12 protein-coding genes, 1 rRNA gene and 1 pseudogene are annotated in these 13,570 nt (G+C 47.7%); 10 read left to right on the top strand and 4 right to left on the bottom strand.

From position 1 onward, the window contains the following. Positions 1 to 214 precede the first annotated feature (214 nt). The 5 genes and pseudogenes from M3194_RS20745 (at position 215) to M3194_RS20725 (ending at position 5,331) form a co-directional block, all read left to right on the top strand. Complete coding sequence (locus M3194_RS20745; RefSeq protein WP_251656002.1) at positions 215 to 1,972, top strand: ABC transporter ATP-binding protein; 1,758 nt, start codon at positions 215 to 217, stop codon at positions 1,970 to 1,972. Next, complete coding sequence (locus tag M3194_RS20740; RefSeq protein ID WP_251656001.1) at positions 1,969 to 3,762, top strand: ABC transporter ATP-binding protein; 1,794 nt, start codon at positions 1,969 to 1,971, stop codon at positions 3,760 to 3,762. The genes M3194_RS20745 and M3194_RS20740 overlap by 4 nt, the downstream gene beginning before the upstream one ends. Positions 3,763 to 3,865: 103 nt before the next feature. Then, positions 3,866 to 4,081: an NUDIX domain-containing protein gene (locus M3194_RS20735; RefSeq protein WP_251656205.1), complete on the top strand. Its 216-nt coding sequence runs from the start codon at positions 3,866 to 3,868 to the stop codon at positions 4,079 to 4,081. A 368-nt stretch (positions 4,082 to 4,449) separates the two neighbouring features. Then, a pseudogene (locus M3194_RS20730) lies at positions 4,450 to 4,779 on the top strand (carbohydrate ABC transporter permease); the annotation flags it as partial. A gap of 126 nt (positions 4,780 to 4,905) precedes the next feature. Next, on the top strand, positions 4,906 to 5,331 hold the full coding sequence (locus M3194_RS20725; protein ID WP_251656000.1) for an NUDIX hydrolase: 426 nt from the start codon (positions 4,906 to 4,908) through the stop codon (positions 5,329 to 5,331). A gap of 66 nt (positions 5,332 to 5,397) precedes the next feature. Here the strand turns inward: M3194_RS20725 and M3194_RS20720 are convergent, their stop codons facing one another. Beyond that, positions 5,398 to 6,684, bottom strand: coding sequence for a galactokinase (locus tag M3194_RS20720; protein WP_251655999.1), 1,287 nt, complete (start codon positions 6,682 to 6,684; stop codon positions 5,398 to 5,400). A 254-nt stretch (positions 6,685 to 6,938) separates the two neighbouring features. On the opposite strand from M3194_RS20720, the gene M3194_RS20715 reads away from it, so the two are divergent. Then, positions 6,939 to 8,072 (top strand): serine hydrolase domain-containing protein, encoded by a 1,134-nt coding sequence (locus tag M3194_RS20715; protein WP_251655998.1) that lies wholly within the window; start codon positions 6,939 to 6,941, stop codon positions 8,070 to 8,072. Positions 8,073 to 8,223: 151 nt separating this feature from the next. On the opposite strand, the gene M3194_RS20710 is transcribed toward M3194_RS20715, so the two are convergent. The 3 genes from M3194_RS20710 to M3194_RS20700 form a co-directional block, all read right to left on the bottom strand. After that, entirely contained in the window at positions 8,224 to 8,814 is a 591-nt protein-coding gene (locus M3194_RS20710) for a YjgB family protein (RefSeq protein WP_251655997.1), read from the bottom strand. A 453-nt stretch (positions 8,815 to 9,267) separates the two neighbouring features. After that, positions 9,268 to 10,401: a DNA polymerase III subunit beta gene (gene dnaN / locus M3194_RS20705; protein ID WP_251655996.1), complete on the bottom strand. Its 1,134-nt coding sequence runs from the start codon at positions 10,399 to 10,401 to the stop codon at positions 9,268 to 9,270. Positions 10,402 to 10,417: 16 nt separating this feature from the next. Further along, entirely contained in the window at positions 10,418 to 10,660 is a 243-nt protein-coding gene (locus tag M3194_RS20700) for a ribbon-helix-helix domain-containing protein (protein WP_251655995.1), read from the bottom strand. Between the two features lie 177 nt (positions 10,661 to 10,837). Between M3194_RS20700 and M3194_RS20695 the strand changes: the two genes are divergently transcribed. The 4 genes from M3194_RS20695 to M3194_RS20680 all read left to right on the top strand — a co-directional run. After that, the gene (locus tag M3194_RS20695; RefSeq protein ID WP_251655994.1) at positions 10,838 to 11,749 is read left to right on the top strand and encodes a serine hydrolase domain-containing protein; all 912 of its coding nucleotides are present in this window, start codon (positions 10,838 to 10,840) and stop codon (positions 11,747 to 11,749) included. A 39-nt stretch (positions 11,750 to 11,788) separates the two neighbouring features. Beyond that, positions 11,789 to 12,217: a GNAT family N-acetyltransferase gene (locus tag M3194_RS20690; protein ID WP_251655993.1), complete on the top strand. Its 429-nt coding sequence runs from the start codon at positions 11,789 to 11,791 to the stop codon at positions 12,215 to 12,217. 117 nt (positions 12,218 to 12,334) lie between these two features. After that, positions 12,335 to 12,922, top strand: coding sequence for a hypothetical protein (locus M3194_RS20685; RefSeq protein ID WP_251655992.1), 588 nt, complete (start codon positions 12,335 to 12,337; stop codon positions 12,920 to 12,922). A 435-nt stretch (positions 12,923 to 13,357) separates the two neighbouring features. Next, a 16S ribosomal RNA gene (locus M3194_RS20680) occupies positions 13,358 to 13,570 on the top strand; the annotation flags it as partial.

Raw genomic sequence — 13,570 nt, 5'->3', positions numbered from 1 at the left:
CGCCCGTATGGCAAGCCCAGTTGTTCCATTCCAATCCAACTTCATAAGCTTGTATCCACTGGCTGACCCTGTCGTGCGTATGCGTTAATTTCCCCTACATACCTCACTCCAGGCGGTTGCGCCTGGAGTTTTTTATATGTTCTTCTCCAGGTCCCGTCTGCACGATTTCGGTTCGCCGCGATTGATTTAAGTCAGAAAGGGGCTCTTCACTACCATGCCGCAAATATCAAAACAACAACCATTACCATCCATGTCCTGGCTTCTCCAATACCTTCGCCCAGTCAAATGGCGAATGCTGACGCTGATGCTCTTGCTGCTGTCTACGACAGCGCTCCAGCTTCTGAACCCGCAGATCGTCCAGCGCTTCATCGATCAGGCGACCGGTTCGGGCAGCGTCTCCAGCCTGCTGTCGTTGGCGGGGTTATATCTCGCCGTTGCCGTGCTTAGTCAGCTGCTCACGGTGTTGGTTGACTACCTGGGGAACGATATTTCCTGGCGTGCGACCAACCGAATTCGAGCAAACCTGCTCAAGCACGCTTTGCGGCTGGACATGCGATTCCACAACGTAAAGACGCCTGGTGAAATGATTGAACGAATCGATGGCGACGTGACGCATATGTCGAATTTCTTCTCCATGTTCATCGCCAAGATCTTCGGCAGTTTTGTCCTGCTCGCGGGTATTCTCGGTTATATGTTCGTCTACAACTGGCAGATTGCCGCAACGATGACTATCTTTACCTGCTTATCCGTTGGCGTTATGTTCGGAATCCGCGATATAGGCGTGAGAGCCTCTCAATCCGAGCGGCAAGCGAACGCTGCCCTCTTCGGATTGATTGAGGAACGGATCGCGGGCATTGAAGACGTACAAGCGAACGGCGGAGTACCGCGTCTGATGAATCGCTATCACCGGGCGATGAGGTCGGTCTTTCTGGCCGGCCGCAAGGCTTGGATGCTGCGCGTTATGCCTTGGAATGTTACGGTCGTGATGTTCACAATTACCGTCACTATCGTGCTAATGATGAGTGTCCGCATGTATCTTCAGGGGCAGATAACACTCGGCATGCTTTTCCTCTTTTTTCAATACACGCAAATGTTGAATGAACCGATTGAACAGCTCGGCGATCAGCTGCAGGAGTTCCAGAAAGCGAAGTCCGGCATGCGCCGCGCCCATGAGCTGCTCACGCTGCAAAGCGAAATCTCGGATGGAGATGACGACGAACTGCCGCAAGGTCCGCTGTCCGTTTCGTTCGAGGGGGTAAACTTCAGTTATAACGAAGACCAGCGTATCCTGCATGACATCAGCTTCAAGCTGAAGTCCGGGGAGCGTCTCGGCCTCATCGGACGGACCGGCAGCGGAAAGTCGAGTATCAGTCGGTTGTTGCTTCGTCTCTATAATTTGGACAGCGGCGTTATTAGGGTAGGAGATGTGGACATCCGTACGCTGCGTCTGGCATCGCTATATCGCAGGATCGGCATGGTTACGCAGGACGTGCAGCTATTCGACGGCACGCTCCGCGACAACTTATCGCTGTTTGATCCGAATCTCTCGGACCAAAAAATACTTGAAACGACAGAGCGGCTGGGATTGCGGCCTTGGATCGAGGCGATGCCCCAAGGGCTCGACTCGCGTCTCTCTGCCGGAGGAGCATCGCTCTCCGCGGGGGAAGCGCAGCTGTTCGCGCTGACGCGGGTGTTCCTGACGCAGCCGAGTCTGGTCATTCTCGACGAACCGTCCTCGAGACTTGATGCCGCAACGGAGGCAATCCTGCAGACGGCTGTGGATCAACTGCTGGAGAGTTGCACGGGTATCGTAATCGCCCATCGTCTGGACACGCTGGACAAAGTCGACAAGATCATGGTGCTGCGCGATGGCCGCATCATCGAGTTCGGCAAGCGAGCTGCTTTGGCGCAAGATCCGTCCTCGGAATATGCCCGGCTGCTGCGAGCCAACCGACAGGAGGAATTGGCATGACCGTTACGCAATTCATGGGGAAATTGTTTCGTTACAACCCCGTTCTATATCTTGTTAATGGACTGTTATGGGGAGCCTTCCACGCAATGCCCGTCGGTATTGGGCTTGGGATGAAATGGTTCTTCGACAGGGCAACGACCCAGTCTCACGATTATCTATGGCTCGCTTTACCTCTGATCGTCGTCGCACTTATTCGATTCACCAGAGTCGGAACGTTTTTTATCGCTTTTTTCGAATGGGTGACGTATATCTATCACCTTCAGGCTTTACTGCGCCGTAATATGCTGGCCGGAATCATGCGCTGGCCCGGTCGCAACTTGCCGGCTTCTCCAGGTGAAGCGATGACCCGTTTCCGGGAAGACGTGGACGAAGTCGTTGAATACGTGGAATCCTGGGTCGACTTCTGGGGCCGCGTGATCTACGCCGTCACTTGCATCGTTATCATGGCCCGCATCAATTGGCAGATCACGATAGTGGCTATTCTGCCGCTAGTTGTCGTCACCTTGTTTAACAACCTCTCCGGTAACCGGGCCAGGCGCTATTCTCAACTGAACCGGGAAGCGACCGGGCGGATCACCGGCTTTATCGCGGAAACCTTCGGCGCGGTGCAAGCAGTGAAGCTTGGACAAGCGGAGGATCATGTGCTAAACCGGTTTCTTCAGCTTAACGAGAGCCGGAGGAAAGCGGCCTTGAGGGATAACCTATTCAAACAATGGATGAAATCGTTGAATCAGCATGTGCTCAGCATCTGTACCGGCGTCATTCTCCTGATGTGTGCCGCAGAGATGAAGGAAGGCCGCTTCACCGTCGGCGATATTGCGCTCTTCACGTCTTATCTAAGCACTTTCGCATTTAGCGTTTCATTGTTCGGCTATATGGTCTTCCAACACAAGCGGCTGCGCGTCGCGCTCGACAGGATGCGGGTCCTATTCCGCCCGGGCGAAGAGGATCGCATTGCGGAGCATAGCGAGATTCATTTATATGGCGATCCTCCGGAGACGAAAGCTTCGGATAAGAGTGAGAATGAACGGCTGCAAAGCCTTGAAGTCCGTGGACTGTCCTATACGTATCCGAACTCGGAGAATGGCATCCGGGACGTCGGTTTCCGCCTGGATCGCGGTAAGTTCCTGGTCGTGACCGGCCGGATCGGCTCAGGCAAATCAACGCTCATCCGCACGCTCCTCGGCCTTTTGCCGAAATCGGACGGCACCATTCTATGGAACGGGCAGTTGATAGAAGACCCGGCAGCCTACTTGAAGCCGCCTAGAACGTCTTATACGCCGCAAGTACCACGCTTGTTCAGCGATACGCTCGGCGAGAATATTACGCAAGGCAGTCCCGTCCCGCCGGAGGCGCTCGATCGCGCGATCCGTCTGGCCGTTATGGAGCAGGATCTTCGAACTCTGGAGAACGGGCTCGAAACGTTCGTTGGCCCTCGCGGCGTCATGCTCTCCGGCGGACAGATACAGCGTGCCGCCACGGCTAGGATGCTTTTGACGCAGTCTGACGTCTTCCTGTTTGACGATTTATCCAGCGCGCTGGACGTTGAGACGGAGAAAGTATTGTGGGAGAGGTTGTTCCGGGAGCAGGACGTGACCTGCATCGCGGTGTCCCATCGAAGAGCGGCGCTAGCGCGTGCGGATCACATTCTCGTGATGAAGGACGGACGGATCGAAGCCGAAGGCTCGTTGTCCGAATTGTTGGCAAGCAGCAAGGAGATGCAGCTTCTGTGGCGAGGTGAGGAGTCGAAAGAGGACCTCGAGGAAGAAGAGGCCGAGCAACCGGTTTGAGGTTAATGCCGTGCGTTTCCCTATTTTGGAGGAGAAGCACGGTTTTTTACGTGATTGCGCTTGAGAAATTTGTGCTGTCTGAGAGGTGTCGTAATTGAGTGGTATGGAGCATTGGCATCGGCATTTAGGCGTATACGGGATTTGTTTGAATGAGGAGAAGCTGTTGGTCATTCGAAAGGGAGGCGGTCCGTATTTCGGGCGGTATGACCTGCCTGGAGGCACTGTTGAAGCGAATGAATCATTAGTAGGAGCTATGCATAGAGAGTTTCTCGAAGAAACGGGTCTCAGCAATAGAAATTATAGAAAATTTGGGTGTTAGCGATTATTTAATCCCCTATGAACTTCCTAAAAGAGGCACTTCCCACATACATCATGTAGCCGTATTTTATCTGGTGCAAATGAAGGAGGGCACACTTGCGCTTTCTCCTAAGAAATTCGAAGGACAAGATTCACTAGGCGCATTATGGATGCCGCTTAATGAAATAACGAGGGACAAGGCATCTCCACTCGTTCTTCAGGTCATTGAATGGTTAGAAACGAGGCAAATATCCTGTGCGTTCAAAAGATTGGATGATTGGTTTACGTTAAAATAACAGCGGCGGAAGCCCAGAAAGTTCATATTCATAGAGAACGACTATGATGATGATAGAAATTACGATATTGATAGATACATGCCAATTTCATTATATGTTTCGGATCTTTATTCCCGTCTCCCTGCCGATTATGGCTGTCATGACCCTCTTTTACGGAGTGGGACATTGGAACTCCTATATGGATGCCTTGATTTATTTGCGTACCCGCGACCTCTATCCGCTACAGCTTGTGCTGCAGGAGATTCTTATTACGAACAGTACGGACTCCATGATGTCGACCGTAGCCGATGTGGAAAGGGCTTGATTACGGAAACTATTCAATACGCAACGATTATCGTAGCGACGGTTCCCATCCTGCTGCTGTATCCGTTTCTGCAACGGTACTTCATTAAAAGGCGTAATGCTCGGGTCCATTAAAGAATAAATAGGAGCCAAGGAATACTAGTAGTTTTAAGTCGCCTAGCTGCGGCTTATTCGAAAAGAAAATGGTTCTCCTCTAAGATACCTGTTAGTGAAAAAATAAAAGGCAAGCTATAGGGAGGACGACGAAATGACTCCAAAACATATAGTTTCTGCAGCAGCTATTGTAGTTAACGAACGTGACGAGATTTTACTGATTAAGGGGCCAAAACGAGGATGGGAAATGCCTGGAGGGCAGGTTGAAGAAGGAGAATCATTGAAAGAAGCGGCGATAAGGGAAACAAAGGAAGAGAGCGGCATAGATATTGAAGTGACAAAGTTTTGCGGTGTTTTTCAAAACGTAGGCAGCAGCATTTGCAACACTTTATTTTTAGGCAGACCGGTTGGCGGAGCGTTAACAACTACCTCTGAATCTTTAGAAGTAGGATTTTTCCCAATCGAAACTGCATTAGAGATGGTAAGCTGGGGGAATTTTAGACAAAGAATCGAGCTTTGCTTAAATGAAGAAAGTCATCCCTTTTACGTTGAATTTTCCATTCCGCTGAAGGATTGCTAGGGGACAAGATATAATATGGCAGCCGATCGAAGGATCAGCTGCCATTTTCTTGAAGATCCATCAAACCTACAGGAGCGTATTCAAGCAGATCGCGCCAATCTCGCGCACGCGGATCTTGAACAGCTCCGTGCCAGTCGTACGACCGATTAGCTCCCGGTATTCCGCTACCGCTTCATGCGGCAGAACGGCAAGAATGACACCGGCGAAGCCGCCGCCGTGTACCCTGCAGGCACCGTCGCCTAACCGTTCGATCAATCGTTCGGTTATAGCAAGGGTAAGCGCGATTCCCTGTTCACGCGACACCGATTCTTGGTAGATGTTCTGCAGCCATTTCCAAGAGGAATTGCCCGAAGCGGTAATATGTTTCAGCACGTTCTGCCACTCGCCAGCCTTAATTGCCTCTACCTGCCGCCCAACGCGGTCATTTTCGTCCAGGAAATGCAGCGCCCGCAGCACTGCCCGATCACCGGCGGTTTCGCGAAGTTCCGCGAGCCGGCCATAGATCATCTCCGCCGTCAAATCGCGACATACCTCTACACCAAAGGCATTTGCCACCGCCCGCATCTCGTCGGGAATCGAAGCATAATCCTTCGTCAAGTCAGCGTGATTGCCGCCGGTGCTGACAATGACAAGGCTGTAACCCGCTGCTTCAAAGGTACCTGGAATGCGCTCAATCTGAGGCTCTGTCGGCTCCTTGAAATCGATGGTGATCATGCCGCCATGCGAGCAAGCCATCTGGTCGAGCATCCCCGACGGCTTGTTCCAATAAAGATTCTCGGCATATTTGCCGATGCGCGACATCATGACCGCATCCATCTCTCCGTTGTTATACAACGTACTTAGAATCTGGCAGATCAGAATTTCGAAAGATGCGGAGGAGCTTAGGCCTGACGCCGGAAGCACGTTACTGCTGACAGTGGCGTTAAATCCGCCGATCTGATACCCGTGCTGCTGGAAACCGCGTGCAATGCCGCGGATCAGAGCAGCCGTACCGCCTTCGCCTGACTGAGGCTCCAGATCATCTAGATGGATGACGGACATGCCAGGATATCCTTCGGAAATGACGGAGATGATACCGGTGTCCACGGAAGCTGCAGCCGCAATCGTGTCTAACTGAATACTAGCCGCCAGCACCTTTCCGTTGTTATGGTCCGTATGATTGCCGCCAATCTCCGTGCGGCCCGGCGCACTGAAGTAGTTCAACGACTCTGCTTTACCATATTGCGTACGATATCCTTCCACTAACTTGCGGTACCTGTCAATCTGCTGCTCTCTTTCCTCGCTGCCGTACATTTGATCTAGCAGCTGTTGTGCCTGAGCCGAATGGAATAACTGCTCGAATTGATCGTTCATCGGGAATGATCCTCCTAGTTCTAACGGTTAGAGTAGTAGTTATCTTGTCCATTGTACCAAAAGCAGCGTTTATAAACAGGATATTTATGAAAGCCTGTACCGCGGACAATTAGAATCCATTTATCAGGTAAAAGTATTGGACTAGAAGAGTAGTTTTAGACCGGCCCCGTTATGTACGCTAAGCATTGGGATTTGCAGGAATAGCCTCCCTGTACAATAATGAAAGGGAGACTTTTAGTAGAGGATGAGGAATTATGAACTTCGCACCGCTATCCCGATTCATCGACCGCATCACCGACTGGCGCATCCCATGGGCGGAAGTGCTTGTTATATATCGCAATGAAACGGTTTTCCGCTATCGGGCCGGCTATGCCGATCTGGAAGCGAAAACGCCGATTGACGAGGACAGCATGATCTATCTCTATTCGCTTACGAAAATACTGACTTGCACGGCCGCTCTTCAGTTGGTTGAAAAAGGAGCGATGCTGCTCGGCGATCCTATCTCCGACTATTTGCCAGAGTTCGCCGAAGTGGCGGTGCGAAAAAAGCAGACGGACGATGAAGCTGCTACGGAGTTGTCGGAGCGTCCAATCACGGTTCGCGACCTGTTTACGATGACGGCAGGCTTTTCATACGATCTCGCTTCGCGTTCCATACGGGAGGCAGCGGAGCGCACGGACGGACGGCTGCCGACCCGCGAATTTGCTCTGGCTCTTGCGAAGGAGCCGTTGCAGTTCGTGCCGGGCACCCGTTGGAACTACAGTCTATGCCATGACGTTCTTGCAGCTCTTGTGGAGGAGGTCGACGGTAGGAAGTTTAGTACATACGTGCGCGAAGAAATTACCGATCCGCTAGGCATGCTCGACACGGGCTTCTACCTATCTGAAGCGCAACACAGCCGTCTTGCGCCGATGTATCAATATAGTGATGAGCTTGAAAAGGCTGTTCGAATGGATGGAGACTGGTACCGAATCGGCACGGAATTCGAGAGCGGCGGGGCAGGCCTTCTGTCAACGGTAAGCGATTATTCACTGTTCCTGAACATGCTGACGAATCGCGGGATAAGCCCGGAAGGCGTGCGCATCCTGTCAAATGCCAGCGTGGATCTGATGAGAGCGGACCATCTGACCGAGCAAACGCGGGGCGATTACAATTGGGCGCATCATGCCGGCTATGGCTATGGTCTTGGCGTGAGAACCCATATTTCAAATGCGGGCAGCGGCTCCCTGAGCCCGCTCGGCGAATTCGGCTGGAGCGGCGCGGCCGGCAGCTTCGCGATCATCGATCCCGAGTCGCAGCTGACCGTCATGTATGCGCAGCATTTGGTGAACAATCAAGAGCCATTCGTTCATCCCCGATTGAAAAATATCGTGTATTCCTGCCTTTAAAAACGTGGGACAGATGTACTATGGAACGTTATGGGGGAACGACCATCATAGATGTTGCGGTATTTTTAATAAAGATCTTAAATTGACATAAAGGCAGCTGATCGGAGGATCAGCTGCCTTTATGTTTATATATGGTTAATTGCAAGGGAATTTACTTGATCGTTTTGTTCACTAGGTTAATATGATTTAATCCTTTTCCGTTCGTACCGTCAAAGATGAATTCCAGTTGGTACTTGCCACGGACATAAGTGACTTTCTTTTGTACGGTCTTGCCAGACTTAATCACGACTGACTGATTCGGAGTTCCCCAGTGCTGAACCAGCATTTGAACAGTTATTCCGCCCAAGTTGGTATCACGCTCAACATTTGTTCCGAAGTAGCGCATTTCCTTGATTTTGCCCAGCTTATAGCTAATCGCATATCCAGGATGACCCATTTCCGCATGGTAAACATCAAAGTCGTCGGAATCCTTGGCAGGGGATTCGGCTTGTCCAATTGTCTTGATGACCGACTGACGAGTAGTTGAACCGATTGTAAAATCATGGAAATTCGGGAATTGGCCTTTGAGTGCAGGCTTATAGAAGCTCATTAGCGTTTGATAAGCTTTCGTATGTGCATCGACCGGAGCGGCACTATGTGCTGCTGCTGCGTACGACGGGACGGCTCCTGCGACAGTTAAAGCTAAAGTTCCAGCGGTTACCGAAGCTACCACTATTTTTTTCATGGATGTATAAAATTTCATTTGTTTTACCTCCTCAAGGTGTCGGATAATCTTACCCGTTCAAGTTGCACTGATTCTGACGCATGCATTGCGTAAATTGTTGCATGCAAAATAAAATTGAAAATGTTACCATGTATACTGGTCTGCAAATCATTCATCGTATTTCATTTATGTAAGGGCAGGAGTGTTAAGAGGACTCGGCAGAATTGAAGCATGTATTTTGGATACTAAAATTTATTAAGCAGGTGGAAGAATGGAGCTAGTCGAAGTATTTGCTGGAAGTGAAACGAGATTTTTATGAACTGCTTGATGTAGGCATTTCAACGGGATCCTTGTCCGTGTCAATTTATTGAGCTGGAGAAAATCAGAAGTACTTCCATGAGATTGATTGCGAACAGAGCGAGCTATCAAATGAAAAATTCAATTATGAATCACTTATCAGAAGAACTAATACGCTTCCACTGGCAAGTTTGATTAATGATGCGTTCTAACAGGCGTAATTAAGTAAAGGGTATTCATAGATGAGTTGGATGGAAGTACGACAATAGGGCTGTTGTTCCCTGAATAACGTATTTGAACGCTAGCAGTATCCATATTTCGAAGGATATCGATAAGATATTTGCCGTTTAGCGAAAAGATAAATTCTTTACCCTTCATCTCTATTAAAGGTACTTCATTCTCTACTTCCCCAATTTCAGCTGTTTTGGATATTATTTGCAATTTATCAGCAGCAGCGGACATTTTTATTATACAAGCGTTTGCTAATACGCAAGCACATTCAACTGCGGTTAACAGCCCTCTTTTATCAACTGAAATCTCACACTGATAAGCTTGCGGAATAAGATTATTTACGGGCGGGAAAATCCCATCAATAAGAGCAGACTCCACTTTAAGTCCATGGGTTGAAAATTGTATCCGGTTATCTCTCACCGCAATTTCGGTTGGCTCATCTCCATCACTTAGCATTGTTGATATTTCATAAAGGTTCTTTGCCGGAATAATTGCGTTAAAACGGTGATTTGCCTCATTTTCTATGTGTATAGTCCGGGAGGCAAGGCGCACTCCGTCAGTAGCTGTTAGGTTCAGGGAATTATTAAGACAAGCAAGGGAGACCCCGTTTAAAACCGGTCTGGCTTCGGAAGTGGAAGCCACTATCGCGGTTTGTTTAATTGTTGATTTAAACATTGCATTGCTAATTCGCAGCTTTATACCAGAAGAATGTCGTTCACGATCTGGAATTGTGGGAAAGTCTGCGGGATCCATGCCACATAAACTTATTCGAAAATGACCCGACATGACTGTCAATATGGAGTTCTCCAACATTTCAAGCTTAATCGATTCGGAATGCAGCTTGCGAATAACATCGTAGAAATATCGTGATGGAATAACGACAGAGCCGGTACTTTCAATCTTTATAGAGATTCCGTCACTTGGAATCATGGATTGCACAGTCATGCTCGTATTGCTTGCCGTGAGAAAAAGACCATCTTTATGAGCCTGGATATGAATTCCTCTGAGTAAGGGGAGGGGATGGTTGCTCGCGGCTACGGCTTTTATAACATGCTGCACAGCTTTTATAAGGGTATCTTTCGTGATTTCAACCAGCATAGGCCTCACCTAACCTCTAATTAGATTCATTTGAATAATGGGACTCCAGGATGTTGCGGATTACTTCTGACCGTGATCGGTTATGATCTGTGCACTCTTTTTCGATTTCCGCCCAAACTTCATCGGATAGAGTTAACGATACCTTCTTTGTTACGCCTATGCTTTTTCTTCCGGAGCCTTCTCGATGACCTCCTTTCGTAAACACGAAGCCTAACTGGCCTTCTTTATTGGAAACTCCAACTTTAATATCATTGTCCATAATATCGCCCCGTCACTTTTGATTAAGGTTACTTAAATCAATATGAATATGTAATTATCGTAGCATAACAAGTTTGGCATGGCAATATTTTCAACATTTCATTTGAAAATGGAAAGGATTTCTTCAAGCTTTAACGAACATCTATGCTCTGAATAGATTTGAGAAGGTGGGCTGTCGATGGAATTTCCTGTGGTGGAATCGCAAGGTGAAAAGTTTGAACCGCTAGCTGCCTATGTTAGAGAAATGACACAAAGCTTTGGAGCATCAGCGGCATCATTAATAGTCATCCAAAACGACCGAATTGTACTGGAGCAATATGAAGGGTCTCATCATCACAAAAAAGGCGCTGTCACCTTATCGGAGCAGTCCCTCTTTAATATTTATTCGGTTAGAAAAACGTATGTTTGTTTAGCGATGGCGATGGCTGCCTTGGAAAATAACATTCCATTCGCCACGTCCGTTCATGAAATAGTCAATGAATTGGAAGCGGGCGAATTAAGTGACTTAACATTAGGTGATCTTGCAATGGCAACCGGCCCTAAATATTTTGGCAAGCAACGGATTGAACGGGAGGGTATACAAGGCTTAGTGGTCAGAGCTCTAACAGGGAAGGTTATTTCGGAGTATCTCCAGGAGAAGGTGTTTAATCGCTTGGGCATGAAGGGTACGGAATGGGCAAGCGTTCCTCATCGTAATTTGGTGTGCGACTATACTTCACCAGATCAATTCGCTCTTGTGAGGTTAGAGTCTACGAACGGTCATGAACGGAACCTGTACACCAGTGCGAGAGATTTGGCCACTTGGGGATATCTGCATTTAAAAAAAGGATGCATTGACGGTAATCGGATTATGCCGGACAGCCTGTTCAGCCTTACTTATGAATTAAAAGAAAAGCATCCATCCAAGCGAATTTTGGGATGGTATCATCAGGATGATGGGTACTATGCATCAGGGGCGGCTGGTTGTCATTGCGTCGTTCTGCCTGAACATAATGCGGTAGGTATTCGAATGTTGAACAAATATACAAGTGATTATAAGGACGATCAAATTGCTTTTAATCGTTTGCTGTCGCAGTGCTTATCGAAATAATTGTTCGAATGTGGATATTCATCGAAAGCGAGGATCATCATGCCCAATAATGCGGAAATATCCTTCGGGAATGAAGAAGAAAGTGCTTATATTCGAAAAAGGCTGATTGCATTTAATGCGGAACATGTTCCCGATTTTTTAAGTTCGCGTTATGAGGAAATAAATCTAGCCATTAAAGACGAGACTGGCAAGGTCATTGGAGGGATGCTTTCAACCCTATGCTGGAATTGGATTGAAGTAGAAATTCTGTGGGTGGAAGAGTCTCTAAGGGGACAAGGATACGGGACAAAGCTGTTAGATCAAATAGAGCAGATTGCAAAGGAAAAAGGCTGTACCTTTATCAAATTGAATACCTTCAGCTTCCAAGCTCCACCGTTCTATCTCAAGAATGGCTATGAACAAGTTGCCGTGTTCGAAGAAGCCCCGATTGGAAGTAATCATTATTATTTTAAGAAAACGATTTTGTGATTGAATATAATTTGATTCATTTCCCTCACGAATTGAAGGTGTGGAAAGACCGAACTCTTTTATAGACTTGTGTAACTATTTACCAATTGGTTGCGTCTGTAAAAAGAGGTGAATCGAATGAAAAAATTCATTTTAATGATGAGCAGTTTTCTATTACTGTTTGGATCAGTTATTTTCATATACCCTACACGAGCGATGGCCTGTTCATGTGCAGCACTCCCAAACATACAGGAACAACTTCAGAGAAAAACCGCCGTTTTTTCGGGAAAAGTAGAGTCTATTAAAGAACCAAGCAGAAATAGAATGTTTTCTTCGGCTGATGCGGTTAAGGTTGTATTATCTGTGAATGAAATATGGAAAGGTGAATTAGGAACCGAAGCCACTGTATATACAGCAGTAAGCTCTGAAAGCTGTGGTTACGAAGGGTTTAGAGTAGGAGAAACATACATTGTATATGCTTCCGGAGAAATAAACCATTTAGAAACGGGTCGTTGTGAAGGAACCAAGCAGTTAGCTTCAGCAGAAAAGGATATGAAGGAATTAGGGGATGGGGTTTCTCCAACAAGACTAAAATCCCATTCACCACCCGAGTTGAAGTCATCAGAGAAAAGCACATTTGGTACTGTTACTCCATTAATCATTGTGATTGTGGTCGCGATCTTTATTCTTGCATTCTTTCTTAGAAAGAGAAGGAGCAGATTTTAAAATAGTGAAAAAACGGGTAAACATAATGGATTGCCCGTTTTTTTTGTAAGGGGATCAGAGTAACCTGTTACTACTACAAGGAATTGAGCGCGCATGCAACTTGAAATTCTTAATAGTAAATTATTACCTGTTGAAATCTAAAAAACAATCGTGCTATATTATAACTCCGGCCGAGAGAGAAACGCGGTTGGGACGGAAAGCTAAGATATCATCGATTGATAGAAATATATTTGATGAAAATTAATGCTTGACACAAAATTCAATAACGTGATAAGATATGCAGCGTTGTTGAAAAAAATTGTTCTTTGAAAACTGAACAACGAGCAAAACTGCCCCGTTAGAAATAACGGAAAAGCGATAAAACAAGTTTGAGCAAGTCAAACAAAACCAAGGAGTTTTTGAGGATCGGTTTCCATCGATCAACGAAAACGCCATTTCATGGAGAGTTTGATCCTGGCTCAGGACGAACGCTGGCGGCGTGCCTAATACATGCAAGTCGAGCGGATCTTGTTCTTCGGGATAAGATTAGCGGCGGACGGGTGAGTAACACGTGGGTAACCTGCCCATAAGACTGGGATAACATTCGGAAACGAATGCTAATACCGGATACGCGAATCGGTCGCATGGCCGAATCGGGAAAGGCGGAGC

The sequence above is a fragment of the Paenibacillus glycanilyticus genome (assembly GCF_023715145.1).
Classification (GTDB): domain Bacteria; phylum Bacillota; class Bacilli; order Paenibacillales; family Paenibacillaceae; genus Pristimantibacillus; species Pristimantibacillus glycanilyticus_A.
Note: the sequence above shows the minus strand (reverse complement) of the source record. Positions and strands in the feature narration are given on the sequence as shown.

Excerpts from the sequence above, each read along its gene's own strand:
- M3194_RS20695 (WP_251655994.1), top strand. The coding sequence starts at position 10,838 with ATGGAATTTCCTGTGGTGGAATCGCAAGGTGAAAAGTTTGAACCGCTA.
- M3194_RS20700 (WP_251655995.1), bottom strand. The coding sequence starts at position 10,660 with ATGGACAATGATATTAAAGTTGGAGTTTCCAATAAAGAAGGCCAGTTA.
- M3194_RS20690 (WP_251655993.1), top strand. The coding sequence starts at position 11,789 with ATGCCCAATAATGCGGAAATATCCTTCGGGAATGAAGAAGAAAGTGCT.
- M3194_RS20745 (WP_251656002.1), top strand. The coding sequence starts at position 215 with ATGCCGCAAATATCAAAACAACAACCATTACCATCCATGTCCTGGCTT.
- M3194_RS20715 (WP_251655998.1), top strand. The coding sequence starts at position 6,939 with ATGAACTTCGCACCGCTATCCCGATTCATCGACCGCATCACCGACTGG.
- M3194_RS20710 (WP_251655997.1), bottom strand. The coding sequence starts at position 8,814 with ATGAAATTTTATACATCCATGAAAAAAATAGTGGTAGCTTCGGTAACC.
- M3194_RS20725 (WP_251656000.1), top strand. The coding sequence starts at position 4,906 with ATGACTCCAAAACATATAGTTTCTGCAGCAGCTATTGTAGTTAACGAA.
- M3194_RS20735 (WP_251656205.1), top strand. The coding sequence starts at position 3,866 with ATGGAGCATTGGCATCGGCATTTAGGCGTATACGGGATTTGTTTGAAT.
- M3194_RS20740 (WP_251656001.1), top strand. The coding sequence starts at position 1,969 with ATGACCGTTACGCAATTCATGGGGAAATTGTTTCGTTACAACCCCGTT.
- dnaN (WP_251655996.1), bottom strand. The coding sequence starts at position 10,401 with ATGCTGGTTGAAATCACGAAAGATACCCTTATAAAAGCTGTGCAGCAT.
- M3194_RS20685 (WP_251655992.1), top strand. The coding sequence starts at position 12,335 with ATGAAAAAATTCATTTTAATGATGAGCAGTTTTCTATTACTGTTTGGA.
- M3194_RS20720 (WP_251655999.1), bottom strand. The coding sequence starts at position 6,684 with ATGAACGATCAATTCGAGCAGTTATTCCATTCGGCTCAGGCACAACAG.